This is a genomic window from Thioalkalivibrio sp. ALE25, assembly GCF_000377285.1.
Classification (GTDB): domain Bacteria; phylum Pseudomonadota; class Gammaproteobacteria; order Ectothiorhodospirales; family Ectothiorhodospiraceae; genus Thioalkalivibrio.
Map to the genome: position 1 here is coordinate 142,735 of NZ_KB897930.1, position 25,749 is coordinate 168,483.

26 protein-coding genes are annotated in these 25,749 nt (G+C 68.1%); 10 read left to right on the forward strand and 16 right to left on the reverse strand.

Annotated features, from left to right (window positions below; all coding sequences use genetic code 11):
• Positions 1-8: 8 nt before the first annotated feature.
• Positions 9-953: a GTP cyclohydrolase FolE2 gene (gene folE2, locus C996_RS0106740; RefSeq protein WP_081623684.1), complete on the forward strand. Its 945-nt coding sequence runs from the start codon at positions 9-11 to the stop codon at positions 951-953.
• A gap of 286 nt (positions 954-1,239) precedes the next feature.
• Here folE2 and C996_RS0106745 read toward each other — a convergent pair whose 3' ends face one another.
• The 10 genes from C996_RS0106745 to C996_RS13775 all read right to left on the reverse strand — a co-directional run bounded on the left by C996_RS0106745 (position 1,240) and on the right by C996_RS13775 (position 10,227).
• On the reverse strand, positions 1,240-2,118 hold the full coding sequence (locus tag C996_RS0106745) for a class I SAM-dependent methyltransferase (protein WP_018866691.1): 879 nt from the start codon (positions 2,116-2,118) through the stop codon (positions 1,240-1,242).
• Positions 2,119-2,149: 31 nt separating this feature from the next.
• Positions 2,150-2,923: a metal ABC transporter permease gene (locus C996_RS0106750; RefSeq protein WP_018866692.1), complete on the reverse strand. Its 774-nt coding sequence runs from the start codon at positions 2,921-2,923 to the stop codon at positions 2,150-2,152.
• Positions 2,913-3,512, reverse strand: coding sequence for an ATP-binding cassette domain-containing protein (locus C996_RS0106755; RefSeq protein WP_018866693.1), 600 nt, complete (start codon positions 3,510-3,512; stop codon positions 2,913-2,915). Before C996_RS0106755 ends, C996_RS0106750 begins: the two co-directional genes overlap by 11 nt.
• Before the next feature lie 91 nt (positions 3,513-3,603).
• Complete coding sequence (locus C996_RS0106760) at positions 3,604-4,530, reverse strand: metal ABC transporter substrate-binding protein (protein ID WP_018866694.1); 927 nt, start codon at positions 4,528-4,530, stop codon at positions 3,604-3,606.
• Positions 4,531-4,637: 107 nt separating this feature from the next.
• Positions 4,638-5,939: a TonB-dependent receptor gene (locus tag C996_RS0106765; protein WP_018866695.1), complete on the reverse strand. Its 1,302-nt coding sequence runs from the start codon at positions 5,937-5,939 to the stop codon at positions 4,638-4,640.
• A gap of 134 nt (positions 5,940-6,073) precedes the next feature.
• Positions 6,074-6,601, reverse strand: coding sequence for a DNA-deoxyinosine glycosylase (locus C996_RS0106770; RefSeq protein ID WP_081623685.1), 528 nt, complete (start codon positions 6,599-6,601; stop codon positions 6,074-6,076).
• A 39-nt stretch (positions 6,602-6,640) separates the two neighbouring features.
• Positions 6,641-7,123 (reverse strand): Fur family transcriptional regulator, encoded by a 483-nt coding sequence (locus C996_RS0106775; protein ID WP_018866697.1) that lies wholly within the window; start codon positions 7,121-7,123, stop codon positions 6,641-6,643.
• Positions 7,124-7,172: 49 nt separating this feature from the next.
• Positions 7,173-8,201 (reverse strand): alpha-L-glutamate ligase-like protein, encoded by a 1,029-nt coding sequence (locus C996_RS0106780; RefSeq protein WP_018866698.1) that lies wholly within the window; start codon positions 8,199-8,201, stop codon positions 7,173-7,175.
• On the reverse strand, positions 8,201-9,736 hold the full coding sequence (locus C996_RS0106785) for an inactive transglutaminase family protein (RefSeq protein WP_018866699.1): 1,536 nt from the start codon (positions 9,734-9,736) through the stop codon (positions 8,201-8,203). The genes C996_RS0106780 and C996_RS0106785 overlap by 1 nt, the downstream gene beginning before the upstream one ends.
• The gene (locus C996_RS13775) at positions 9,733-10,227 is read right to left on the reverse strand and encodes an ATP-dependent zinc protease (protein WP_051074887.1); all 495 of its coding nucleotides are present in this window, start codon (positions 10,225-10,227) and stop codon (positions 9,733-9,735) included. The genes C996_RS0106785 and C996_RS13775 overlap by 4 nt, the downstream gene beginning before the upstream one ends.
• A gap of 177 nt (positions 10,228-10,404) precedes the next feature.
• Between C996_RS13775 and ppsA the strand changes: the two genes are divergently transcribed.
• From ppsA to C996_RS0106810, 4 genes are all read left to right on the forward strand, one after another.
• The gene (gene ppsA, locus C996_RS0106795) at positions 10,405-12,777 is read left to right on the forward strand and encodes a phosphoenolpyruvate synthase (RefSeq protein ID WP_018866701.1); all 2,373 of its coding nucleotides are present in this window, start codon (positions 10,405-10,407) and stop codon (positions 12,775-12,777) included.
• Positions 12,770-13,600, forward strand: coding sequence for a pyruvate, water dikinase regulatory protein (locus C996_RS0106800; protein WP_018866702.1), 831 nt, complete (start codon positions 12,770-12,772; stop codon positions 13,598-13,600). Before ppsA ends, C996_RS0106800 begins: the two co-directional genes overlap by 8 nt.
• A 113-nt stretch (positions 13,601-13,713) precedes the next feature.
• Positions 13,714-14,277, forward strand: coding sequence for a YggT family protein (locus tag C996_RS0106805; protein WP_018866703.1), 564 nt, complete (start codon positions 13,714-13,716; stop codon positions 14,275-14,277).
• 139 nt (positions 14,278-14,416) lie between these two features.
• A complete protein-coding gene (locus C996_RS0106810) occupies positions 14,417-14,869 on the forward strand; it encodes a DUF4426 domain-containing protein (protein ID WP_018866704.1) in 453 nt (150 codons plus the stop codon).
• Between the two features lie 49 nt (positions 14,870-14,918).
• Here the strand turns inward: C996_RS0106810 and C996_RS0106815 are convergent, their stop codons facing one another.
• The gene (locus C996_RS0106815) at positions 14,919-15,581 is read right to left on the reverse strand and encodes a sulfite exporter TauE/SafE family protein (protein ID WP_018866705.1); all 663 of its coding nucleotides are present in this window, start codon (positions 15,579-15,581) and stop codon (positions 14,919-14,921) included.
• A 311-nt stretch (positions 15,582-15,892) separates the two neighbouring features.
• Positions 15,893-16,354 (reverse strand): TerB family tellurite resistance protein, encoded by a 462-nt coding sequence (locus C996_RS0106820; RefSeq protein WP_018866706.1) that lies wholly within the window; start codon positions 16,352-16,354, stop codon positions 15,893-15,895.
• A gap of 43 nt (positions 16,355-16,397) precedes the next feature.
• Here C996_RS0106820 and C996_RS0106825 point away from each other — a divergent pair, with 43 nt between their 5' ends.
• Entirely contained in the window at positions 16,398-17,039 is a 642-nt protein-coding gene (locus C996_RS0106825; protein ID WP_018866707.1) for a 7-cyano-7-deazaguanine synthase, read from the forward strand.
• Complete coding sequence (locus C996_RS0106830) at positions 17,036-17,275, forward strand: hypothetical protein (protein WP_018866708.1); 240 nt, start codon at positions 17,036-17,038, stop codon at positions 17,273-17,275. Before C996_RS0106825 ends, C996_RS0106830 begins: the two co-directional genes overlap by 4 nt.
• On the opposite strand, the gene C996_RS0106835 is transcribed toward C996_RS0106830, so the two are convergent.
• Entirely contained in the window at positions 17,268-18,008 is a 741-nt protein-coding gene (locus tag C996_RS0106835) for an HAD family hydrolase (RefSeq protein ID WP_051076898.1), read from the reverse strand. The genes C996_RS0106830 and C996_RS0106835 overlap by 8 nt on opposite strands.
• A gap of 32 nt (positions 18,009-18,040) precedes the next feature.
• On the opposite strand from C996_RS0106835, the gene C996_RS0106840 reads away from it, so the two are divergent.
• The 3 genes from C996_RS0106840 (at position 18,041) to cysQ (ending at position 20,235) form a co-directional block, all read left to right on the forward strand.
• Positions 18,041-18,754, forward strand: a complete 714-nt coding sequence (locus C996_RS0106840; RefSeq protein WP_081601992.1) for an alpha/beta hydrolase — start codon at positions 18,041-18,043, stop codon at positions 18,752-18,754.
• Between the two features lie 16 nt (positions 18,755-18,770).
• Entirely contained in the window at positions 18,771-19,316 is a 546-nt protein-coding gene (nudE, locus tag C996_RS0106845; RefSeq protein WP_018866710.1) for an ADP compounds hydrolase NudE, read from the forward strand.
• A gap of 85 nt (positions 19,317-19,401) precedes the next feature.
• Positions 19,402-20,235 (forward strand): 3'(2'),5'-bisphosphate nucleotidase CysQ, encoded by an 834-nt coding sequence (gene cysQ / locus C996_RS0106850; protein WP_018866711.1) that lies wholly within the window; start codon positions 19,402-19,404, stop codon positions 20,233-20,235.
• 27 nt (positions 20,236-20,262) lie between these two features.
• Here the strand turns inward: cysQ and C996_RS0106855 are convergent, their stop codons facing one another.
• The 3 genes from C996_RS0106855 to purH are packed head-to-tail and all read right to left on the reverse strand — an operon-like array spanning position 20,263 to position 25,656.
• Positions 20,263-22,749, reverse strand: coding sequence for a glycogen/starch/alpha-glucan phosphorylase (locus tag C996_RS0106855; protein ID WP_018866712.1), 2,487 nt, complete (start codon positions 22,747-22,749; stop codon positions 20,263-20,265).
• Positions 22,750-22,793: 44 nt separating this feature from the next.
• On the reverse strand, positions 22,794-24,083 hold the full coding sequence (gene purD, locus C996_RS0106860; protein WP_018866713.1) for a phosphoribosylamine--glycine ligase: 1,290 nt from the start codon (positions 24,081-24,083) through the stop codon (positions 22,794-22,796).
• Between the two features lie 7 nt (positions 24,084-24,090).
• Positions 24,091-25,656 carry a bifunctional phosphoribosylaminoimidazolecarboxamide formyltransferase/IMP cyclohydrolase gene (purH, locus tag C996_RS0106865; RefSeq protein ID WP_018866714.1) on the reverse strand — a complete coding sequence of 522 codons (1,566 nt, stop codon included), beginning with the start codon at positions 25,654-25,656 and terminating at the stop codon, positions 24,091-24,093.
• Positions 25,657-25,749 lie beyond the last annotated feature (93 nt).

A 25,749-nucleotide genomic window follows, 5' to 3' on the forward strand; every position in this document is an offset into this window, starting at 1 on the left:
GGTGTCTTATGTCCTCTACCTGTGTGTCTCCGGCCTCGCCGGATACGGAAACCTCCGCGACCGATCCGCTACCGGATATTGCCGCGTCGGCTGCTACGCACGCCTCCGCGCTCGACTGGGTGGGTATGGAAGACATCACCCTTCCGCTGTATCTGACCGGCCAGCCAGTGATCGCCCGGGCAAGCGCGGGGGTGAGCCTCGACGACGCGGGCGCGCGCGGTATCCATATGTCACGGATCTACGGGGCCCTGCGACAGCTGGAGTCCCGCGAGCTGGACGTTGCGCGGCTGTGGGGCGTGCTCGAGGCGTTTCTGGCTTCGCACGATGGCCTGTCCAGCGTGGCCGAGGTTCGTCTGGCCGGGGAGTTGCCGCTGGAAAGGCCGGCCCTGGTCAGTGCGGCTGCGGGCTGGAAGCGCTACCCGTTCCGGATCGCTGCACGCAGCGAGTCCGGGGCGGTGTCCCTGGAGCTGGAGGTTCAGGTGGGGTATTCCTCCACTTGTCCCTGCTCCGCCGCCCTGGCGCGGCAGGCGATTCAGGAACAGTTCGACCGCGACTTCACGCGCTCGGCCGTGGATGCGGCAACCGTGCGCGAGTGGCTGGGCCGGGCCGAGGGGATTGTCGCGACGCCCCACAGCCAGCGAAGCGAGGCAACCGTCACGGTCGGTCTGGACCCGCTGGGATCGACGCTGCCCCTGCCCGATCTGATTGATCGCGTGGAACAGGCGCTGGGCACCGCCCTGCAAACGGCGGTAAAGCGCGTCGACGAGAAGGCCTTCGCGCTCGCCAACGGCCGCAACCTGATGTTCTGCGAAGATGCCGTACGGCGCCTGGACAGCACCCTCCGCCCGGAGTACTCCGCCCGCGGCTATCGCATCCAGGTTCGCCACCGCGAGAGCCTGCATGCACACGACGCCGTGGCGCGGGTCGTGCGTCTGCCGTCAGCGGAACGCTGAAGCAGCCAGTTGGAGCGTGGACCGCCACAAGGCGGTGGGGTTGGTCAGGCATCTGCCAGGTCGTTCTTCGGCAAGCGTGTGGACACGTAAAAAAGCCGCCGGATACGCAATCCGGCGGCAATGCTTACGGAGGTTGGAGAGACCGAAGGCAGGAAGTCACCTTTCGTCCTGGCGACACACAGCTGTCCGGGCTGCGCATCTAAATGAGAATCATACGCACTTGCGGTGCATTGTCAAGCGGACTGAGGCCTGCTCGGGCCCAGGGGTGGCGATGGCGTAGCCCGTGCTACGGCCCGGACGGCACTGACTGAGAGGTGCCTGCCGCGTCGGGCAGGCTGCGATGCCGGTCGGCCATCGGCTCGGCCGTGATCAGGTAATCCGCCCCGTGCCGCAGGCCCTCCTTGCTTCGGGCCAGCGGCAGGGCGGTTTCCCGCAGCGCCTCGATCTTCTGGTGCATGGCCTTTGCCAGGCCATCGTCATTGAAGTGCGACAGCTGGCGCAGGCACAGGTCGAGCTGGCCGTTGACGAAGCGCTCGCGGTAGTGAATCGGGAAATAGCGGACATCCAGAACCCGGAAGCCGGCGATTCCGAGATGGCGCATGACCCAGGACGAAGGGTATTCGCGATAGGGGCGGTTCCCCGCGAGCAGCAGGCAGGCATCCCGCAGGCGACCGATTTCGCGCACGATGCGGTCAGACTCGGTCTTGGGTTCGGTCAGTACATAGGGTTCCACGCCGACGAGATACAGCCGCTCGCCCACATGAGGCCGCAGTCGATGCAGCGCGCGGTCCTGCCAGTAGGGCGAGAAGCCCTCGATTGCTCCGATGAAGTAGTCGAGCAGGACGGTGTCGAAGCGCTCGCCGAACAGCAGCTGGTCCGACATCCAGTTGCCGACGAGGATGCGATCTTCGCGTCGTCGGTCTTTTCCTGCCGCCTTCTTCACCGTGTTCGCCATCTCCTGCGAGGCCGTGACGGCGGTCCAGCGCTCGGTCTCCAGCGCACAGATCCACTCGATGGATGCGCGTCCGGTTCCGGCATCGAGCACACTTCCCCAGGGTCGGTCGCCCTGCAGCTTCTCGATCGCCTGGAAGATCGGCGAGTGGGTGCCCTGGCGCTTCGGCCCGCCGGATGGGGTTGCACCATGGGGGGTTGGCTTCGGGGGCATGATTCTGCTCCGCGGTGACTTCTCGATCGGTTCAGGGACGTGACATTGCGAGCAGTCGGGCCGTCAGGGCGAGGCCGACATTGACCAGGACGAGTACTGGCGCAAACGGCTGATCCAGCGGCAGGCTGACGCTCCAGGCGATCAGGAAGCCCGCGAGGGCCAGGGCCTGGGCCCACAGGAATAATCCGCGCAGATTGCGTGCGAGATAGGCGGCGCCCCAGGCGGGCAGGAGCAGCGTGGCGAGGGCAGCGGGCAGGCCCAGCACCATGCTGCCCAGCACCACTGCGGCCACCAGCCAGGCGATCTCCGTGAGGCGCAGCCACGTGCGCGGGCTGCGCGTGCCGGGGACGTCGGGGGCGAGCTGTGCGTGTCGCCAGACGTGGTACAGCCCGGGCGCGAACACGAGGCTGGCCAACCCGAGCGCGACCACTGCCCATAGTTCGCGCGGTCCGGCGAAGTACAGCTGGCCCTCGGCCCAGGCGGCCGCGGCGAGGCTGGCCTGCGCGAAATTGGCGGCCAGCAATGTCACTGCCGCCAGTCCGGCCAGAAAAACGGCCAGCGGCAGGCGCTCGCGGTCGGGGCTGCGTTGCAAAAGGGCCATCACTGCGGCACCGAGTGCCAGGGCCACGGGCAGTACCGGCCAGTGCACGATCGACGCCAGGACGCCCCCGGCCGCGGCCCACTGCCCGAGCGCCAGGGCCTGCCAGACCGACCCGCGCAGGAACAGGCCGGCCCCGGCCAGGGCGAGGACGCCTGTGATCAGCAGTCCGGAGACAAACGGTTCGAACAGCAGGTCACCGAGCATCGAGGTAGTCCGTCAATGGATGGCTCTCGACCCCGACGGCCTGCAGGAACTCGTCGTCGTGGCTGGTCATCACCAGTGTCGTAGCAGCCGGGAGGGAGGTAATCAGGTCGACCGCATCGCCGCGCACCTCGGCGTCGAGGTGGTTGGCGGGCTCGTCCAGAAGGACTAGGCGTTCCCCCGGTGGCCGGTGGGCGCTGCTGTGCAGGGCCGCGGCCAGGCGCAGCAACTGCCACTGGCCGCCACTCAGGCGGTCGAGGCGACGATCCAGCAAGGCCTGCACCCGGGGTTGATCGGGCGGGGTGGCGCCCATCGCCCTGAACCAGTCGTGACCGCACAAGGGCCAGGGGTCCCGCCGGGGGTGGTCTTGCGCCAGCAGGCTGACACGCGTCGCGGGGCCAAGCCGCAGGGTGCCTGAGTGGACCCGAGCCTGGCCGGTTACGGCCTTCAGCAGCAGCGACTTGCCGATGCCATTGGGGCCGGTCAGGGCCCATCGGGCCCCCGTGGGTACGTCGAGGGACAGCGGGCCCAGCACCGGACGATCAAAGCCGAGGTGCGCGGCCTCTGCGTGCAGCGCGGTTTGAGGGGGCATGCGGACTCGAAATCGTTGGAGGGGCCTGAATGATATCGGGCCCGGAAAGCATTTTCCGGGCCCGATCGTGAGGAAGATGTTTCGCCCCGGGTTAGCGTTGGGGCAGCGTTCGCGCCCAGGTGGTCATCAGGTCCAGGTACCCATCCAGGCTGGAGTCGGCCGGCGGATCCAGAGGGACCGCATGGCTCGGCCAGCCCAGGTTGCGTTCGAGGAATTCGGCGCCGCGAGGCGGCTGGAACTCGGCGTACAGGACAGTGCCCTCGGTGCCTTCGAGATCATCCACGAGGCTGCGCAGATGGCGCGCGGTGGGCGGGATCCCCGGCGCCGGTTCCAGATAGCCGACGATCTCGACCGGCAGCCACTCTTCCAGATAGTCGAGGTCCTCGTGGTAGACCACGATGCGCTGCTCCGGCACGACCTGCTCGGCCAGCGTCTCGGCGTGTGTACGCAGGCGGTCGGCGGTGCGTTCCGCTCGCTCCATGAAGCTGTCGGCATGGTCCGGACGCAGTTCGCCCATGCGCTGGCCCAGTGCGAGGGCGAGTTCGGCCATGCGCCGCGGGTCGGCGTTGAAGTGCGGGTTCCCCTCTTCATGCACGTGCCCCATGTTCGGGCCATCCATGGTGATGGAGCGGCGCAGCTCGATCATGTCCGCAGCGCGGAAGTGCCCCGGCTGCCCGGAATTGATGGCACGGTTGCTGGCACCCCGCTGCGCGGCCGGCAGCCAGCCCTCTTCCAGGCCGGCGCCCAGCTCCAGCAGCATGTCGGCCCGGCGCAGGGCGGCCATGAAGCTGGGGCGGGCATCGAGATAGTGGGCGTCGCGGTCCGGTGGCGCGAGTACGCGGACCTCGGCCTGGTCGCCGCCAATTTCGCGGGCCAGGGCGCCGAGGCTGGAGGTGGTGGCGACGACGTTAAGACCGGCCGCGGCCTGGGCGGGCGCCAGGACCAGCGCGGTCAGGGTAAGGGCGGCGATGGAAATCAGCCACCGGGTGCTGCGGGTGCGAGTCTTGCGAAAGAACATGCGGGACTCCTTGGGGGATATGGTGTGCTAGCACGGTACCGATGCCGGCCGGATTGGCCGACACGGGCGGAAGCGAGCGGGCCCGGGCGGGCCCGCGCGAGTGGGCATCAGAAGCGATGGGAGCCGTGGGCGCCGAGGGCTACGTTCAGCTGCAGCATGAACTCCAGCCCGCGGTCGCGGTGGCCGTCGTCATCGATGAAGTCATTCTGCGACAGCTGGGCGCGCAGGAACACCGGCTCCACCGGGCGGAAAGTGACCTGGGCGGAGTGGCGATAGGAGGTACCGAAGGAGTCGCCGTCGCCGCGGCCGACGTCGTTGGTCAGGCCAAGGGCCTCGGCGCGAAGACCGGCCTCCCAGCGCGGGGCAAAGCCGTAGACGCCCTGGACGTAGATACCGTCCTGCTTGTTCTTGAAGCTTTGCTCGTTGCGCACGAAACCCACGGGGCCATTGCCGTCTGCCTCGAAGTTCACGTCACGGCGGTCGACGTCGATTTCGCGGTAGAAGTACTCGCCCTGCAGCCGCCAGTCGCCATGGCCGTAGGCGCGCCCGGCGCTGTACTTGTAGACGGCATCCAGGCCGGCGAACCAGGCGCTGCCGTCCCAGTCCTCGAAGCGGGTGGAGTGCTCGTCCGTCACCTGATAGCTGCGGGCGTAGCCACCGGAGACGCCGAACTGCGCGGCGTGGTCAGGGCCAAGATCCGGGCCGAACTTGGCGAAGGCGGTGACCAGGCGCGGGCCGGAGCGGTCCCGAAGAATGCGTTCCTGACCGTTGAGCGCCGACTGACTACCCTCGTAGTTGGCGATTCCGCTGGTTTCGCCCTGCAGCAGTTCCACCCCGAGTTGGGTGTAGGCCTCGGTCGGTGCGACCCAGGTGGCCTGGACGCCGGTTTCCTGGAGGCCGTGGTCGCCGAAGATGTACTCGTTTACCAGCGGACGGTCGACGAAGTCCCAGTCGTGGCCGTGGCGGCTGTTGATGTACCCGATATCGGACAGGAACTTACCGGCCTTGATCTGGAAGCCGCCGGGCAGGGCGCGGGTAGTCAGGTAGGCCTCTTCGACTTCGATGTCGCTGTCGTCGAAGCCGAGCATCAGCACGCCGTCGAACAGGTCGCCCAGGTTGGCCTGGAAGACCAGCTCGCTGTGGCCCAGGTTGAATCCGTCGTCGAAGCCATGATCGTGTCCGTGGTCGTGACCATGGCCGTGGTCGTGGCCATCGTCGAAGCCGGCGGGTTCGTCGATCCCGTGCGAGAGTTCGTTGTAGTAGACGCCTTCCAGGATCAGCGAAACGTCCAGACCCCAGGAACGGTCTTCGGACTGGGCGCTCCATTGCGCGGCAGCGGCCCCGGGGGCGGCGAGGGTCAGGGCGGTGAGTCCGGCAAGGACGGGGCGGGCGTATGGGGCGCGGGACATGTCGAGCTCCTTGTTGCACGGCAGACTGCAGCCAGGATCAGTGGGTCCGCCGATGAAGGTGAGTTGTTATAGCGTAACGTCAAGGCATGAACGTTATACAATAACAACTCTGGGTTCAACCCCGTTCCAGCCAGTCAGCTTGTGGCGGATCGGTCTCGGGGGAGGCCCGCGCGGGCGAACGCCGCGCGCCAGGGCTCCAGCTTTTCGGTCAGGTTCAGGCGGGCGTTGGCCGGGCTGGTGGAAGGCAGGCGCAGGGCCTCGACGTTTAGGGCGCGGGTCTCGTGGATGCGTCGCGCGCTCTCGGCGCCGTTGTGGATGATCACGCGCAGGCCCGGGGCCTCGCGGGTCAGGCGGGCCAGATCGTTGGGGACCGGTTCGCGGATGGCGCTGTCCAGGCTCCCCTCGCGCGAGCAGGCCCCGTAGACGTCCCAGAGGCCCACGCCGTGGTCGAGCAGGCGCTGGATGCGATCCGGGTAGTCCAGCTCCGGGAAGGGTTCGCCGAGGATCTGCCCGACAATGGGCCAGAACTGGTTGCGCGGGTGGGCGTAGTAGGCCCGGGCCTCCAGCGACGCCACGCCGGGAAAGCTACCCAGCACGACCAGTCGGGTATCCGCTCGCAGGATCGGTGGGAACGCTTCAAGGGTGGCTGAGCCAGCGGTCACAGGAAGGTGGAGCAAGCGGGCTGAGAGGGTGGGGCGGTGTCAGGCGCGGTCCTGCTGACTCCGACGGCAGTCGCCGCACTGGCCGTGCAGTTCCACCATGCGCGACTCGATAGCGAAGTCCTGTACCTCGGCCTCCTCTTCCAGTGCGCGGCTGGCCGGTTCCGGGGTGTGGAACTCGGTGATCTGGCCGCAGCCGTCGCAGATCATCAGCGCGGATTCGTGGCGCTCCCCGGGATGCGAGCAGGCGACGAATCCATTGAGGCTCTCGATGCGGTGGATCAGCCCCTGCTCCAGCAGGAAGGCCAGGGTGCGGTAGACCGTCGGCGGCTTGATGCTGTGATCGTCGGAGGACAGGGCGTGGATCAGGTCGTAGGCCTTGATCACGCCCTCGGTGCGCAGGATCTGTTCGAGGATGCGCCGGCGCTGCTCGGTCAGGCGCGCACCCTGGCGGGCACAGACGCGTTCGGCGTCGGCAAGGGCCTGTTCGATGTCCGGCGTCTGGGTCTCGGCGGCGGCAGTCATGCGCCTAGCATAGCCCAAACACTCATCGCGTCCGTAACCGCCCCGGGCATCAGGCGGGTTCGGCATCGGCCGCGGGCTCCGGGTCGGGCTGTTCGGGGCGCGTGGCGTCGGGACGGGCGAAGATCTCGGCGGACCAGCGGGCGCGGTCGGCCGCCGGTTCGGTCTCGCGCGCCACCATGTGCGCGTCCACGGCCGTGATGCGGTGGTCCAGGCCCTCGCCATTGGCGATCTGGATGGCGAGCCCCGGGCGAGCATTGAGCTCCAGGATCAGCGGTCCGCGGTCGGCGTCGATGACCACGTCCACTCCCAGGTAGCCGAGCTGGCTCAGCTCGAAGCAGCCCGCGGCGAGCTCCATCAGCTGGCCCCAGTCAGGAATCTGCAGACCGACGATGCTCTGCTCGCTGTCAGGGTGTTCGCGGCAGGGCTTGTTGTAGCGCACCCCGCCGATGGTCCGGCCGGAGCCCAGGTCGATGCCCGTGCCGACCGCGCCCTGGTGCAGGTTGGCCTTGCCGTCGGAGTCCTGGGTCGGCAGGCGCATCATCGCCATGACCGGGTAGCCGCGATAGACGACCGTGCGGATGTCCGGCACGCCCCGGTGCGAGACCGCGTCGAACACCGAGGAAAAACGCACCCGCTGTTCGATCATGGCGACGTCCGGGCGCCCGCCCAGGCTGTACATCCCTGACAGGATGTTGGAGATGTGGTCGTCCAGCTCGCTCAGCTCCATGGCGCGGCCGCCCGCCCGGCGCGGCCGGTCGCCGCGCCAGCCCTCGATCACCAGGATGCCGTCGCCCGCGGCGCCATGCGCTGGCTTGATCACAAAGCCGTCTTCGTAGTCCCGCAGCTGGCGGCGTACGTCGCGGATCTGGCGGTGGGTGCGCACGACCCCGTAGAGATCGGGCACCGACAAGCCGGCATCCAGCGCCAGTTTTTTGGTCTGCAGCTTGTCGTCCACCCGCGGGTAGAAGCGCCGGGAGTTCCAGGCCGCGATGTAGCGGGCATTGCGGGCGTTCATGCCCACGATGCCCTGTTCCTTCAGCAGCTTCGGGCGCACGAAGCGCGGGAACCAGGCCGGCATCAGTCGGGCCTCCGCATCGCGTCCTGGATACGGCCGAAGCGGAACAGTTCCGTCAGGCGGTAGCCGGTGTAACGCCCGAGCAGCAGGGTCACGGCCAGCAGCACCAGCAGCAGTTCCGGGAACACGAACAGCAGGTGCTCCAGCTGACGGTTGGCCATCAGGCCGTAGGCGGCGGCCGCCACGACCAGGCTGCCGATGCCCTGGGTAATGGCGTCGGCCGGCCCGTGCTCCTCCCATACGACCGACATGCGCTCGATGGTCATGGCGAGGATGACCATGGGGAACAGCGACAGCGCCAGGGCCCGCTCGAAGCCCAGTTGATGTGACAGCACGCTGATCCCGAGCATCAGCATGATGACCACGCTGACGACCGCGGCCAGACGGGGCACCAGGAGCAGCCGCAGGTGCTCCAGGTAGAAGCGCACGGCCAGGCCCAGTGCGACGATCAGGGTGAACAGGATGATCCCCGCCAGCAGCTGGGTTTCGCGGAAGGACAGCGCGATCAGCACCGGCATGAAGGTGCCGAAGGTCTGGATGCCGATCACGTTGCGCAGGAACACGATGATCATCGCACCCAGAGGCACCATCAGCAGCACGCGGTAGGTGTTCTGCGTGCCCAGCGGCAGGTTCAGGGTGGAGAAGTCGAGGATGCGGGTGTCCAGGGTGTCGCCGAAGCGCTGGATGGTCGCCAGGGCATCCTGCACCCCGCGCGAGACCGCGAACCGGACCTCGGCGGCCTCGCCATTGGATACCTCGAGCAGCGGGGCGCTGCCGTGCGACCAGACGACTACGTCCGCGGGATACTCGATCTCGCCGGTCTCCGGGTCGATGGGGACCCAGCGCCGGGTGTTGTGGACCTCCAGCCAGGTCTGCGGCTCGATGTCGCGGCGGCCATCGACCAGCCGGAGGGCCGTCACCTGGCGCGCGGGGATCCGCGCGGTGGCCAGCAGTTCGATCAGGGTCTCGGTGCGGCGCGTGCGGTTGTCGTCGCTCTCGATGAACACCGCCGCGTTGGATGCGGGGGCGGCGTTGGCGAGGTCATTGACCAGCACCGAGGCAAAGCTCTGGATATCCGAGGAACGGCCGCGTACGTCGTCGATCAGGGCATCGGCGGCGGAACGGAAGGGCTCGGTCCAGTCGGGTACGGCCACCGGCCCGGGGTACTCCGACTCGGAGCGGTCGTTGCCGTCGCGATAGAGCGTGGCGCGGTAGTAGAGAACCTGTTCACCGCGTGGCTGGCGGGTGGTCCACTGGGCCAGGCGATCCTCGGCCTGGGTAATGGAGTTCAGGCCGTAGCCGCGCGAGACGAAGCCTTCGTCCAGAATGGAGAAATTGGGCAGGCGATGCGGGATGCGCAGCTCCACCGTGGCTGCGCCGCCGGTGGGCTGATAGCGCACCCGTGCCTCCACCTGCCAGGTCTCGGCGGTGGCGTCCGGCTGCAGGGGCATGCCCAGCGCGCTGACCTTGTAGGCGAAGACCCCGAGCCCGACCGCGCTCAGCAGCACGATCAGGATCGGCAGGTGAAAGCGCTTCACTGGTCATCCGCCGCGCAGTCGGGCGCGCGCAGGTGTTTCTCGCCGGAATCGACCAGGATATGGCCGGCCATGTGGCTGCGACCGATCAGGGCCTGATAGGTCAGTGCCGTGCGGTCGATCAGGCTGGTGTCGGCGGTCAGGAGCTGGTTGCCAATGCAGAACTCCATGCGCACGACCGGGCGCTCCTGCGACTCGCCGCTGTGGCGCCGGATACGGACGATCCGTTCGATCGGGCGCTCGAGGGTGATGCGGGCGTCCTCGTCTTCCGGATCGATGATCTCGAAGCGGATCCAGTCCTCGCCGTCCTTTTCGAAGCGCTCCTTGTTCAGTGCGTTCAGCGAGGAGGAGGTCGCACCCGTGTCCATGCGTGCCTCCAGTACGACGTCTTCCTCGACGATCTGTACGTCCTCCACCGTGCCCAGGATGGCCATGGACGGGCCCGATTCGTGGGCCACGGCGGATTGCGCGAGGAACGCCAAGCCGAGCAGCATGGTCGGCAGGATGGAGTGGGTTAAGCTGGAACGACGGGCGGCTGGGGCAGTCACGCAGTCTCCTGAAGGTTACAAAACATCGAAGTCTAGCTGATCATAGTGGTTCACCCCTGTTAAGGGGTTCACAAACCCGCGGCCGTCTTCGTGCCGGCCGGTCACCGCAGTCCAGGAGTCGCCATGCACTGGGTAGTCGATCTCGCCGACCTGACCATGAACGATGTCGCGAAGGTGGGCGGCAAGAATGCGTCTCTGGGGGAGCTGCTCGGACAGCTGGGCGCGGCCGGGGTGCGCGTGCCGGGCGGGTTTGCCACCACCGCGGATGCCTATCGCGCCCTGCTGGCGAAGGACAGTCTGGATGAACGGATCAAGGCGCGCCTGGCGGATCTGGATATCGACGACATCGAGGCGCTGCGCGCCGCCGGGCGCGAGGTGCGCGGCTGGATCGAGCAGGCCGAACTGCCGGCCGAGCTGGAACAGGCGGTGCGCGAACACTACGCGCAACTGGGGGACGAGGTCCCGGTAGCGGTGCGCTCCTCGGCGACCGCCGAGGACCTGCCCGAGGCCTCGTTCGCCGGGCAGCAGGAGACCTTTCTCAACGTGCGCGGCATCGATGCCCTGCTGCAGCGGCTGCGCGAGTGCTTTGCCAGCCTGTACAACGACCGCGCCATTGCCTATCGCGTGCACAACGGTTTCGCCCATGACGAGGTCGCGCTGTCGGCCGGTATCCAGCGCATGGTGCGCTCCGACGTCGGCGCCAGCGGTGTGATCTTCACGCTGGATACCGAGAGCGGCTTTCGTGATGCGGTGTTCATTACCGGGGCCTGGGGCCTGGGCGAGACGGTGGTGCAGGGCGCGGTGAATCCCGACGAGTATCAGGTCTACAAGCCGGCGCTGGCGGCCGGCAAGCGCGCCATCATCGGCCGCACCCTCGGCACCAAGGCGGTGCGCATGGTGCTGACCGGGGATGGCACGCGCACCGAGGACACCCCGGAGGACCTGCGCCAGCGCTTCTGCCTGTCGGATGCCGACGCCGAGCAGCTCGGGCGCTTTGCGGTGGCGATCGAGCAGCACTACGGCCGGCCGATGGACATCGAGTGGGCGCAGGACGGAGAGACCGGCGAGCTGTTTATCGTGCAGGCGCGCCCGGAGACCGTGGAGAGTCGCGTCGAGCTGGGCGCGGGCGAGCGCTACGAACTGGCGCCGCACGAGGCGGAGCCGCTGGTCACCGGCCGGGCGATCGGCGCGAAGATCGGGGCCGGTGTCGTGCGCGTGCTGGATTCCCCGGATGCCATGCACACCATGGAGGAGGGCGACATCCTGGTCGCGGACATGACCGATCCGGACTGGGAACCGATCATGAAGCGCTCCGCCGCGATCGTCACCAACCGCGGCGGGCGTACCTGCCACGCGGCGATCATCGCCCGCGAGATGGGCATCCCGGCGGTAGTGGGCTGCGGCAATGCGACCGAGGTGCTCTCCGACGGGATGCAGGCGACCGTCTCCTGCGCCGAGGGGGATGATGGTCACGTGTATCCGGGCAAGCTGGAATACCAGGTCAAGAAGACCGACATCGGCGAACTGCCGGAGCTGCCGGTCAAGCTGATGCTCAATGTGGCCAACCCCGGCCGCGCCTACGCCTTCTCGCAACTGCCACACGCGGGGATCGGCCTGGCGCGGCTGGAGTTCATCATCAACGGCACCATCGGGGTGCACCCGCTGGCGCTGCTGGACTACGCCGAGGATCCGGGCCGCCTGGATGCCGAGGTCCAGGAGCGCATTGCCGAGCGTCTGCGCGGGTTCGATGACGGCCCGCGCGAGTTCTTCGTGCGCAAGCTGTCCGAGGGCATCGCGACGCTGGCGGCGGCCTTCGCGCCCGAGCCGGTGATCGTGCGGTTGTCGGACTTCAAGTCCAACGAGTACGCCCACCTGATCGGGGGTCGTGGCTACGAGCCGCAGGAAGAAAACCCCATGCTCGGCTTTCGCGGGGCTTCGCGCTACCGCTCGGAGACCTTCCGTCCGGCCTTCGCGATGGAGTGCGAGGCCCTGCGGCGGGTGCGCGACGACATGGGCCTGGACAACGTGCAGATCATGGTCCCGTTCGTGCGCACCCTGACCGAGGCCGAGGACGTGATCCGGGTGCTGGACGAGGAGGGGCTGCGCCGCGGCGAGAACGGCCTGAAGGTCGTGATGATGTGCGAGATCCCCTCCAACGCGCTGCTGGCGGCGCGTTTTCTCGAGCATTTCGACGGCTTCTCCATCGGCTCCAACGATCTGACCCAGCTGACCCTGGGGGTGGACCGCGACTCCGGGCTGGTCGCGGAGTCGTTCGACGAGCGCGACGATGCGGTGAAGGCGCTTCTGAGTATGGCCATCCGGGCCGCCCGTCGCGCCGACAAGTACGTCGGTATCTGCGGCCAGGCCCCGTCCGACTATCCGGAGCTGGCGGCCTGGCTGATGAACGAGGGCATCGAGTCGCTGTCGCTGAACCCCGATTCGCTGTTGTCCACCTGGGAACAGCTCGCACAGGGGCGGGAGCCCGGTAATGGCTGATGCCGCCGCCCAGTGCCCGCAGGTCTACCTGGTTTCGGACGGGACCGGGATCACCGCGGAGACGCTGGCGCGCTCGCTGTTCACCCAGTTTCCGGATGTCGACCCGGCCTGGCACCGACTGCCATTCGTGCAGACCCCCGGCCGCCTGGCCGGCGTGTTCGCCCGGGCCGAGGCCGGTCCGCAGCCGGCCCTGGTGGTCGCCACCCTGGCGAATGCCGACCTGCGGGCCGACCTGCGCCATTGCCCGGTGCCGGTGATCGATGTCTTCGGCGAGCAGGTGGAGCGACTGGAGGGCCTGCTGGGGGTCGCGTCGCAGTCCGTGTCCGGACGGGCCCATGGCATGGGCGACGTCAGCCGCTACGACCGCCGCATCGAGGCGCTGAACTACACCCTGGCCCATGATGATGGCCTGGCCACTCAGGATCTGTCGGTCGCCGACGTCGTGCTGCTGGGGGCCTCGCGTTCCGGCAAGACACCCACCAGTCTCTATCTGGCGATGAACTACGCCCTGTTTGCCGCCAACTACCCGCTGGTCCCGGAGGACCTGCACCAGGGCGATATCCCGCACATGCCCGAAGGGCTGCGGGGGCTCGGCGGTCGACTGGTGGGCCTGACCATTACGCCACAGCGCCTGGCGCAGATTCGCGAGGGGCGCCGTCCCGACAGTCGCTACGCGAGTCTGGCGCAGTGCCGGGCGGAATGCGTGGCGATCCAGGAGTTCTTCGACACCTGGCGGATCCCGCACCTGGACGTGACCGAGCTGTCGATCGAGGAGATCGCCACCCGGGTGCGCGACTGCATGGATGCCCGCCGCGGCGGCTGAGCCGCGCCGGCAAGCCGCACCGGCAAGCCGCACCGGACGCGTCACAGCTTGGCATCCCGCCGGGCTTGCCGGAGAATGGGCGCGGTTAACTCGCTGCACCGCAAGGAGCCCGCATGCCCGCCGCCGGAACCGGACAAGAGATCGCCATCTTCCTCGTCAGCGTTGTCTTCGGGATCTACATCATCCTGCTGATCCTGCGGACGATCTTCGGCCTGGTGCGGGCCGACTACTACAACCCGATCTCGCAGACCATCGTGATGCTGACCGATCCGCCGCTGCGGGTGCTGCGGCCGGTGATTCCGTCCGTGGGGCGGGTCGATCTCGCCGCGATCGTGCTGATGATCGTGCTCAAGTTCATCGAGATCTGGTTGCGCGTGCTCATCGTTGGCGTGGACGTGGGGCTCGGGCTCATCCTGGCCGTGGCGATCCGCGAGCTGCTGACCACCGTGATCTGGGTCTTCATCATCGCGCTGATCGTCGAGGTGGTGATGAGCTGGATCCAGGCCGGGGGCGGCGGCGCCGCCAACAACCCCATCATGCGCCTGGCCGGCGCGGTGAACCGTCCCATCCTCGGCCCGCTGCGCCGGGCCCTGCCGAACACCGGTGCGATCGATTTTTCGCCGATGATTGCCCTGGTCGGGCTCTATATCCTGCTGATTATCGTCCGCTCTTTCTGAATCCGCCGAGCGGGGGTCGGCACGCGCGCCGCCACCCCCGGTTTCAATCGCAGCAAAAGCGGCTAGACTCGAAGACAGGGGTACCTGAGAGCCTGTCTCCGCAGGGCCCCGCTTTCCCCATCAGGCAAAGGAGTCAGCCATGGCAAGAGTGCATCGGGTCTTTACCGGCTTTCTCGTCGCTTTGGCGGCGGTCGCTCTCGGCAGCTCGATCGCATCCGCCAACGAGGCGGAGTTCGACAATTACGTCGTCCACTACAACGTGATCAACACCACCTTCCTGTCGCCGGAAGTCGCGCGGGCCTATGACGTGCGGCGCAGTTCCAACCGGGCGATGGTCAACGTCAGCGTGATGGAGCGGGGCGATAACGGTCTGCAGGCGGTCTCCGCCGAGGTCACCGGGTCGGCCACCAACATGAACGACCAGATGCGCAACCTGCGTTTCCGCGAGATCCAGGATGGTGATGCCATCTACTTCCTGTCGGAGGTGACGGTTCGCAGCGGCGAGACCCTCGACTTCGCGATCGATGTCGCCCCGGCGGGCAGCGAACGCGTGCTGCCGGTGCGCTTCTCGCGCGACTTTTTCGTGGACTGAGCCCCGCCCGGGGCCTTCCGAATGATCCCCCGCCCGCCCGGGCGGGGGATCACATCGCCACACTCAGCAGCATCCAGACCCCATACAGCGCGACCCCGCCGCCGGCGATCCGGCGGACCCAGGGGCGGCGCACGAAGGCCGCCAGGCGTGCGGCGAACACCCCCATCAGCAGCAGATTGGGCAGCGTGCCCAGGGCAAAGGCACCCATCAGCGCGGCGCCCTCCAGGGCCCCGCCGGCGCCCAGTGACCAGGCCAGCACGCTGTACACCAGCCCGCAGGGCAGCCAGCCCCACAGCCCGCCGACCACCAGGGCCTGCCCGGCGTGGCGCACTGGCAGGAAGCGCCGCCCCAGCGGTTCGATGCGCCGCCACAGCACCCCGCCGGCCTGTTCCAGGCGCGCGAGGATCGGCCACCAGCCGGCGAGATAGAACCCGAGCAGGATCAGGAAGACCGCGGCGAAGCCCTGCAGGATCGCCTGACCGGCCGGCAGGCCGCCTAGCAGACTGGCCCCCAGCCACCCGGCCAGGGCCCCGGCAACGACATAGCTCGCCATGCGCCCGAGGTTGTAGGCCAGCAGCAGGTCCAGCCCCGGCCCGCGGCGACCGTGGCCCATGGAGATTGCGCCGACGATGCCGCCGCACATCCCCAGGCAGTGCACGCCGCCGAGGATGCCCACCGCCAGCGCGGCCAGCAGGGTACCCGGGTCACCCATCAGTGCGTGCCCCGGTCAGTCCGGATCGGCCGCATCGCCCAGGGAAACACTGCTTGATGTATACGCTCGCGCTCGAGTCGCTTTTGCGTGCGAACAAGGCGCGGTGACTGCCGTGCAGTCATTCTGCACAAGGGAACCGCAACGCTGTGCGCGCGCAAAAGCGGCCGAGCCCCTGCATTGAATGGTTTGTGGGGTTGGCACCCCAGGTTCCGCGATACGGCGTTGCGCCGCTTGCGGGTAGAACCACTACCCGCTGCACGACGCGCCTTGTCTCGAAGAACCTGGGGTGCCAACGCGAGCGTGTACATGAATCAGTGTTTCCCTAGGACCTCGTGCTTGGTCCGGATGAAGGTGGCGTGCGGCACGTAGAGCAGGTCCGCGAGGTGCCGGATGACCGCCTCCTGACGTTTGTGCAGGTCGCGGTTGGCCCAGGCGGCGCGCCACAGGGCGCGCAGTATGTCGGCCTTCTGCTCGGCATCGAAGGCCGCATTGACCTCGCGCACCATCGGGTGGATGGAGATCAGCGCGTCGCTCTCCTCCTGCGCGATCTCCAGCAGCGCATCGGCGGTATCGTTGTCCAGGCGGAACAACTCGATCAGGCTGCCACGTACCGATTCGAGCTCCTCCGCGCGCAGTTCGAAGTCGGCGCGGCAGACTTCCATGATCAGGGCCGCGGCGGCGCGCTGCAGGCGCTGTTCGGGATCGCCCTCGGCGCGATCGCTGCGTTCGGCGCCCAGCAGGCGCTGCCAGTGGCTGCGTAGTTGTTCAATCACCGCGTGGTCTCCGTCTACTCGCGCTGTGCGGTATGGTGCCCGAATGGAATCCGTTCGGCCCGAATCCCCCGATCTCCTCCTGCTCTCCGGCGGCATCGAGAGCAGCGCCCTGCTGGCGCAGTGCCATGCAGCCGGCCAGGTGCTGCGCGCCGTCTGGGTCGACTATGGCCAGCGCAATGCGGTCCGCGAATGGGCGGCGGTGGAGCATCTGGCCGGGGTCTACGGCGCGACGCCCGTCGCGCTGGACCTGCAGTCCCTGCGCGCGGCCTTCACCCGGCGCAACGACTGGGTCGGGCATGTGCCGTTGCCCCAGCGCAATCTGCTGGTGCTGGCGCTGGCGGTCAACCTGGCCGAACACCACGGTGCCGGGCGTATCCTTTTGGCCCTGAACCGCGAGGATCAGGGGCATGGGCCGGGTTCGCAGCCCGGGTTCGTGCAGCAGGTCTCGGCGCTGGCCGGGACCCTGGTCCCGCATCTGCAGGTCGAGGCGCCGCTGATCGAGCAGTCGAAGGCGGAAATCATCGCCACGACGGATCCGCTGGGGATCGACTGGCGCCGCACCTGGAGCTGCCTTCTGGCACAATCGCGCCACTGCGGGCGCTGCCCGCAGTGCCAGGCCCGGCGCGCCGCGTTCGCCGCGGCCGGCATCCCCGACCCGACCGACTACCGCGAAGCACCCCGATGACCGATGCCGCCATTCCCCGCCATGTCTCCGAGCGTCTGGAGATCGCCATCCTCACCGGCGAAACCCTGCAACTGAACTGGGCCGAGCCCGGTTCCAGTCAAGCCTGGTGGGGCAAGGTAACGCCCCGCGAAGTGCGCGAGGCGGAGGGTTTTCACTGGCTGGATGGCGAGTGCGAAGGCCGGTCGGTGCAGATCCGTCTGGACCTGATCCGCAACCTGCCGACCCCGGTCAAGTAGCTGCCGGATCGCCGGCCCGGTCTCTCGCGGCGGGCAGGCCGGACATCAGGTCCGCGAGCGACTCCAGCAGCACGAAGTCCTCCGAGTGCATGGGCTCGCCGCGCTCGTCCGGGTATCGAATGCCGCGCAGCTCTGCGATGCCCGCCCCGGCGGCGCTCGCCAGCGCCAGCAGGTTGTCGTCCACCAGCAGGGTGCGCTCCGGGTCATGGGGTGCGACCCGCTGCAGGCGCTCCCAGAACGCGGCCTCTTCCTTCGCGCAATCCAGATCGTGGGCGGAGACGATGGTGTCCAGGCGGTCGCCGATGCGGGTGAGCTGGTGCTTGAAGGCGTAGACCTGCGGATGGGCATTGGTCACCAGCACCCGCCGTCGGCCGGCACGTTGCAGGGCGGCCAGCAACGCATCGGCATGCGGTTTCAGGGCGATATGATGGGCCAGTTCGCGTTTCAGGCCCAGGATGTCCAGCCCGGTGAAGCGCGTCCAGTGATCCACGCAGTACCATTCCAGCTTGCCGCGCACCCGCTGCATCTCGTCCTCCAGGCGGCGGCGTGCGCATTCAGGGTCGTCCGGCTGGCAGCGGATGTACTCCCGCGGGATCAGCTCGCGCCAGAAGCGGTTGTCGAAGTGCAGGTCGAGCAGCGTGCCGTCCATGTCGAACAGCACGGTGTCGATGCGACTCCAGTCCACGGCGAGCGCGGGGGCGTGCGGATTTTTTTCGGGGTTTTGCGGGTCCACAGCAGACGGCCACATGATCGAGGGGATTGGTTATGGCTCTCATGGTACCCCAGGTGCGGTTTCTGCCCGCGCCCCTTCTTGCCGCGCTTCTGGCCCTGCCGGGCCCCACCCTGGCGATGGACCCGGATGATCCGGACTACGATCCGCTTGAGGATGATGCCCTGTGGGGCGAGACGGTCTCCCCGGACCAGACCCAGACGACCAGTCCGGAGCTGACGTTCCTGCTGGAGGAGCCGGACCGGACGCCGCATCACCACCAGAATCAGATCCGCATCACGGCCTCCTCCCTGGAGGACGGATGGGCCGATCTGCGCCAGTGCCACAACGATGTGGCGGCCATTCGGCGCATGGTCATTGTGTACAATGAGGCGACCATCGACGAACTCCAGGTCGAGTCCACCCGCAACATCGAATCCGCGCGCGCCGAGGGCGATCGTGTGGATCTGCGCGGGGTGGAGAAGGACGCCGAGGTCTGTGTGACCGCGCGCATGAAGATCGTCGAGCACGAGGGGGACGGCGTCTATCGCCTGGAGAACGGCCCGTTCGTTCGCCGCTTCCTCGACGGCTATTTCCCGATGCGCGTCACCATGGCCGTGAGCTGGGGTGATCTGGATCTGCGCCTGGCGGAGACCGAGCCGGCCGAGCAGGACGGGTTCGAGGTGGTGACCTCCGATCACGGGTTCATGTTCGACACCCTGTTCGAGGGCGAACTGCGGACCCTGGTGCGTCTGCGCAACAGCCACTGACCGCCCGGGAGGGCGCATGAGCCGAGACAAGCCGGATGTCCAGGGGCGACGCACGGTCGCCAGCAGTCGCCTGTTCGAGGTGGAAGAGCTGGACCTCGAGTTCAGCAATGGCGCGCGCACCTGCTTTGAGCGCCTGGTCAGCCGCGGCCATGGTGCGGTGATCATCGCCCCGGTGCAGGCCGACCGGACAATCCTCCTGATCCGCGAATACGCCGCGGGCACCCACCGCTACGAGCTGGGCCTGCCCAAGGGCCGCATCGAGGCGGGCGAGGACGTCCTGGCCGCCGCCAACCGGGAGATCATGGAGGAGGTGGGGCACGCCGGACACCGCCTGACCCACCTGGGTGCGCTGACCGTGGCGCCCGGCTACATGGCCCACCAGACGCATCTGGTGCTGGCCGAGGATCTCTATCCCGAGACCGCAGAGGGCGACGAACCGGAGGCGATCGAGGTGGTGCCCTGGTCGCTGGACCGCCTGACGGAGCTGGTTGCACGCGAGGACCTGACCGAGGCGCGTTCCATTGCCGCCCTGTACATGGTGCGCGATTACCTCGACGGATAGAGGCCTCCTGGCGCGTGCCGGTGTTCCCCCGGGGCCGCAACCCTGCCAAGCTAGGGGGAATGTTCCGGGAAAACGGGAGTTCCCCATGCATGCTCCGCCGAAGGATGCGGCCCTGACTGCCCTGATGCACGAGGTTTCGAGCCTGGCCGACGCGGCCGGCCACGCCATTCTCGAGCTCTACGAGACCCGTTTCGCGGTCACCGAGAAGGCCGACCACTCGCCGCTGACCGAGGCGGATCTGGCCGCCCACCGTATCCTGGTCGGCGGGCTGTCGGATATCGACCCGGACTGGCCGGTGTTGTCCGAGGAGGGGCAGGACGTGCCCTTCGCGCGGCGTCGGCAGTGGCCGACCTACTGGTTGATCGATCCCCTCGACGGGACCCGCGAGTTCGTGAAGCGCAATGGCGAGTTCACCGTGAACGTGGCGCTGATTCACAACCACGAGCCGGTCCTGGGCGTGGTCTGGTGTCCGGTGCTCAAGCGGCTGTATGCCGGGCACTGCGACGGGGTGGCGATCCGGCGGGACGAAGACCAGGCCCCGCGCACGATTGCGGTCGCCAGCGAGCGCATCGGCACGGATCATCCCGTGGTGGCGGGCAGCCGTTCACACGGGGCGGAACGCCTGAAGCTCGCGCTGGACCGGCTGGGCCCGCACGAGCTGGTCAGCATGGGCAGCTCGATGAAGCTGTGCCTGGTGGCCGAGGGCGCCGCCGATATCTATCCGCGCCTGGGGCCCACCAGCGAATGGGATACCGCGGCGGCCCATGCGGTGGTGCGGGCGGCCGGCGGCCGGGTGACCGACCTCCAGGGCCAGGAGCTTCGCTACAACACGCGCGAGAGCCTGTTGAACCCCGAGTTTCTGGTGTGCGCCGGCAACCCCGACGGCTGGCTGCGCCGCCTGGGATTGCCGGAGGCCTGAGGGAAACTCTAAGCGCGCGCCGCCGCGTCAGGCGGCGCCGTTGGTGCGCGACGGGGCGACCGGCTCCGGCGTGATGTCCCAGATCTCGCGGGCGTAGTCGCGCACCGTGCGGTCGATCGAGAAATACCCCATGCGTGCGACATTCAGGATGGCGGCCTCGGCCCAGGCGGCGCGGTCGGCGTACAGGGTGTCCGCCCGCGCGCAGGCCTCGGCGTAGGCCGCATAGTCGGCGATCACGAAGAAGGGATCTTCCTGGCGCAGGTAGCGACCGAGGTCGGCGTGGGTGCCCGGGTCGTTGCAGGTGAAGAACCCGGACTCGATCATCTCGACTGCGGCGGCGAGGCCCGGCTGGCCGGCCAGTATGGCCTCCGGGGACGGGCCGTGGCGGCGGTGCTCGACGACCTCGTCGGCGGTCATGCCGAAGATGAAGATGGAGTCCTCGCCCACCGCGTCCCGGATCTCGATGTTGGCACCGTCCAGGGTGCCGATGGTCAGGGCGCCGTTGAGCGCCAGCTTCATGTTGCCGGTCCCGGAAGCCTCGAAGCCGGCGGTGGAGATCTGCTCGGAGACATCCGCCGCCGGGATGATGATGCTCGCCGAACTGACCTCGTAGTTGGGGAAGAACACGCACTTCAGGCGGTCGCCGATGGCCGGGTCATGGTTGACGATGTCGGCGACCTCGTTGATCACCTGGATGATGCCCTTGGCCCGGGCATAACCCGGCGCGGCCTTGCCGCCGAACAGCACCACGCGCGGCGGGATGTCCTCGCCGGCGCGGATGCGGCGGTACAGGTCCACCACGTGCAGGAGTTTCAGCAGCTGGCGCTTGTACTCGTGGATGCGCTTGATCTGCACGTCGAACATGACGTCCGGGTTCAGCTCCACGCCGGTGCGCTCGCGCACCAGGTCCGCCAGGCGCTGCTTGTTCGCGCGCTTCACGTCCATGAAGGCCTTCTGCAGGTCGGCATCGTGGGCGTAGGGTTCCAGCGCGCGCAGGCGATCCAGATCGTACTGCCAGTCGTCGCCGATGCGCTGGCCCAGCAGTTCGGTGAGCGCGGGGTTGGACTGGATCATCCACAGGCGCGGGGTCACCCCGTTGGTGACATTCACGAAGCGCTCCGGCCACAGGTTGTAGAAGTCCTCGAACAGGGTCTCCTGCAGCAACTGGGTGTGCAGCGCCGCCACGCCGTTGACGCGGTGCGAACCCACCACCGCGAGGTGGGCCATGCGGACCCGACGGCCGTGTTCCTCGTCGATGATGGACAGCCGCGCCAGGCGGTCGTTGTCGCCCGGGTAGCGGTGGCGTACCTCCTCCAGGAAGCCATGGTTGATCTGGTAGATGATCCCCATATGGCGTGGCAGTACGCGTTCCATCAGCTCCACCGGCCAGGTCTCCAGGGCCTCGGGCATCAGGGTGTGATTGGTGTAGGCGAAGGTGCGCCGGGTCAGCTCCCAGGCGCGTTCCCAGGGCAGCTCGTGCTCGTCCATCAGCAGGCGCATCAGCTCTGCGACGGCGATCGCCGGGTGGGTGTCGTTCAGCTGGATCGCGACCTTGTCGGGCAGGGCGTCGAGGCTGTAGTCCAGAGCCAGATGGCGCTCCATGATGTCCTGCAGCGAGGCCGAGACGAAGAAATACTCCTGCTTCAGGCGCAGTTCCTTGCCGATCGCGGTGGCGTCGTTGGGGTACAGGACCATCGAGATGGTCTCCGACTCCGCCTTGTCCGCGACCGCGCGGATGTAGTCGCCTTCATTGAAATAGCGCAGGTCGAAGTCGCGGGTGGCCTTGGCCGCCCAAAGGCGCAGGTTGTTCACGTTGCGCCGGCCATAGCCCGCGGTGGGGTAGTCGTAGGCCATGGCCAGGACTTCCTCGCCGTCCTCCCAGGTGTAGCGGGTGGAGCCATCTGGGTGATGGTGCTCGACCACGTAGCCGTAGAAGTGGATCGGATACTTGCGGTCCGAGCGCGGGAACTCCCAGGGGTTGCCGTAGCGCAGCCAGTTGTCCGGGTGTTCCACCTGATGGTAGGGCTCGAATTCCTGGCGGAACATGCCGAACTCGTAGCGGATGCCGTAGCCGTAGCCGGGGTAGCCCTGGGTCGCCAGGGACTCCAGGATGCAGGCGGCCAGGCGCCCCAGCCCGCCATTGCCCAGGGCCGCGTCGTCTTCGAGGTCCAGAATGGTGTCGAGGTCGACGCCGAGATCGGCCATGGCCTGGCGGGCCGGCTCGAGGATGCCCATGTTGCGCAGGTTGGCCTCGAGCATGCGCCCGATCAGGTATTCCAGCGACAGGTAGTAGACGCGCTTGACGTCCTCGTCGGCGAACTGCCGGCGAGTCAGCAGGCGGCGCTCCACCATGCGTTCGCGGATGGCGAAGGCCAGGGCCTCCATCCAGTCGCGTTCGGTGGCCTGGCGCGGGTCCTCGCCGACCACGCGGACCACGGCATCGCGGATCGACTGCCGCAGACCCTCCACATCGTTGGGAAGGTTGGGCAGGTGGGTCACTTCGGGGGCGGCCATCGGGCGGATCTCCAGAAAGGGGGTAGAAGCGCCGATGCCCGGAATTATCCTTCCCGGGCGACGGCGCGATAGCCGATATCTGTTCGGCAGTATATATCGTCGAAATGAATCTGGTGTACGGCCGCGTAGGCCTTTTTCTGCGCGCTCTTCACGTCGGCTCCGAGGCCGACCACGCAGAGTACGCGACCGCCGGCGGTCACGATGCGACCCTCGACATCGCGGGCGGTTCCGGCATGAAACACGTGGGCGTCGGGATCGGCCTCCACGGTCTCCAGGCCGCTGATGACGTCGCCCTTGCGGTAGTCCCCCGGATAGCCCCCGGCGGCCAGGACCACGCCCAGCGCTACGCGCGCATCCCAGCGGGCCTCGACCGCGTCCAGACGCCCGTCCAGCGCCGCCTCGACCAGTTCGCTGAGGTCCGATTCCAGGCGGCTGAGGATCGGCTGGGTCTCGGGGTCGCCGAAGCGGCAGTTGAATTCCAGCACCTTCGGGTTGCCCGCGGCGTCGATCATCACGCCGGCATACAGAAAGCCGGTGTAGCGTTCGCCGTCGGCGGCCATGCCGCGCACGGTCGGTTCGATGACCTCGCGCAGGATGCGCGCGTGCAGCGCATCGGTGACCACCGGGGCGGGCGAGTAGGCCCCCATGCCTCCGGTATTCGGGCCATGGTCGCCGTTGTCGCGGGCCTTGTGGTCCTGCGAGGAGGCCAGCGGCAGCACGTGCTCGCCGTCCACCATGCAGATGAAGCTGGCCTCCTCGCCGGTCAGGAACTCCTCGATCACGACCCGGTTCCCGGCCTCCCCGAAGGCGTTGCCGGCCAGCATGTCGTGCACCGCCGCGCGGGCCTCGTCCTCGGTCTGCGCGAGGATCACACCCTTGCCGGCGGCCAGGCCGTCGGCCTTGACCACAATGGGCGCGCCGTGGGTGGCGATGAACTCCAGCGCGGCCTGTTCGTCCTCGAAGCTGCCGTAGGCGGCTGTCGGGATGTGGTGGCGGTGCATGAAGTCCTTGGCGAAGCTCTTGGAGCCCTCGAGCTGCGCGGCCTTTGCCGTGGGGCCGAAGCAGCGCCGGCCGGCGGTGCGGAAGGCATCCACCACGCCGGCGACCAGGGGTGCCTCGGGGCCGACCACGGTAAACGCGATGGCCTCGCGTTCGGCCAGGGCCAGCAGCGCGTCGATGTCGGTGACGCCGACGTCGACGTTCTCGCACTTGGCCTCGCGCGCGGTGCCCGCGTTGCCGGGGGCCACCAGGACGCGTTCGATGCGCGGCGACTGCGCCAGCTTCCACGCCAGCGCGTGTTCGCGCCCGCCGTTGCCGATTACCAGTACGTTCATCAGGACCTCAGTGGCGGAAGTGGCGCATGCCGGTGAACAGCATGGCGATGTCGTGCTCGTTGGCGGCGTCGATCACCTCCTGATCGCGCATCGAGCCGCCCGGCTGGATCACCGCGGTGATACCGGCCTCGGCTGCGGCGTCGATGCCGTCGCGGAACGGGAAGAAGGCATCCGAGGCCATCACCGAGCCGGCGACCTGCAGGCCTTCGTCCGCGGCCTTGATGCCGGCGATGCGCGCGGAGTACACGCGGCTCATCTGGCCCGCCCCGACCCCGATGGTCTGCTGGTCGCGGGTATAGACGATGGCGTTGGACTTGACGTACTTGGCGACCTGCCAGGCGAAGCACAGGTCCTTCATCTCCTGCTCCGACGGCGCGCGCGCGGTCACGGTCTTCAGTTCCACATCGGCCAGGCTGCCGCGGTCCGCATCCTGGACCAGCAGCCCGCCGCCGATGCGCTTGTAGTCCAGGCCCGGGCCAACGCCCGCCGGCGGGATCTCCAGTACCCGGACGTTCTTCTTGGTGGCCAGCGCGCGCAGCGCGCCCGGCGTGATCTCGGGGGCGATCACGACCTCGACGAACTGGCGGCTGACAATCGCATGCGCGGTGTCGCCGTCCAGCGGGCGGTTGAAGGCGATGATGCCGCCGAAGGCCGAGGTCGGGTCGGTCTGGAAGGCGCGCTCGTAGGCCATCAGCTGACTCGGCGCGACCGCCACGCCGCAGGGGTTGGCGTGCTTGACGATCACGCAGGCCCCGGCCTCGAACTGGCGTACGCATTCCCAGGCGGCATCGGCGTCCGCCAGGTTGTTGTAGGACAGCGACTTGCCCTGGTGCTGGCGGTAGCTGGCCAGGGTGCCGGGTGTGGGCTGCGGATCGCGGTAGAACGCGGCGCGCTGGTGCGGATTCTCGCCGTAGCGCAGGGTCTCGACGCGCTCGAAGGTGGCGTTCAGCTGCCCGGGGAAGGGCGCCGTTTCACCGTCCTCGTCGAGGGCCGACAGATAGTTGCTGATCGCGGCGTCGTACCGCGCGACGTGATCGAAGGCCGCGACCGCCAGGCGGAAGCGCAGCGACTGCGGCACCTCGCCCTGGTCACCAATGGCCGCGGCGATCTCGCCGTACTGGTCGGGGCTGGTGGCCACCGCCACGTCACAGTAGTTCTTGGCCGCCGCACGCAGCATCGCGGGCCCGCCGATGTCGATGTTCTCGATGGCATCCTCCAGGCTGCACCCGGGTCGGGCCACGGTCGCCTCGAAGGGATAGAGGTTCACCACCAGCAGGTCGATCGGGGGGATGTCCTGCTCGGCCATCACCGCGGAGTCGATGTCGCGCCGCCCCAGCAGGCCCCCGTGGATGCGCGGGTGCAGGGTCTTGACCCGGCCATCCATGATCTCGGGGAAGCCCGTGTGCGCGGAAACCTCGGTCACCGGAAGGTTGTTTTCGGCCAGCAGAAGGGCCGTGCCGCCGGTGGACAGAAGCTCCACGCCGCGCTCGTGCAGGGCGCGGGCAAGCTCCACGACGCCGGTCTTCTCGGAGACCGACAAAAGGGCGCGCTGGATGGGGCGGCTGGGGGTCATGCGGGGCCTCGGGATCGCTGCAAAAACCGCCATTATATCGAACGCGTGACGCCCGTGGAGGCGGCTTCGACCCGGCCGCGGCACAGCGGGAGG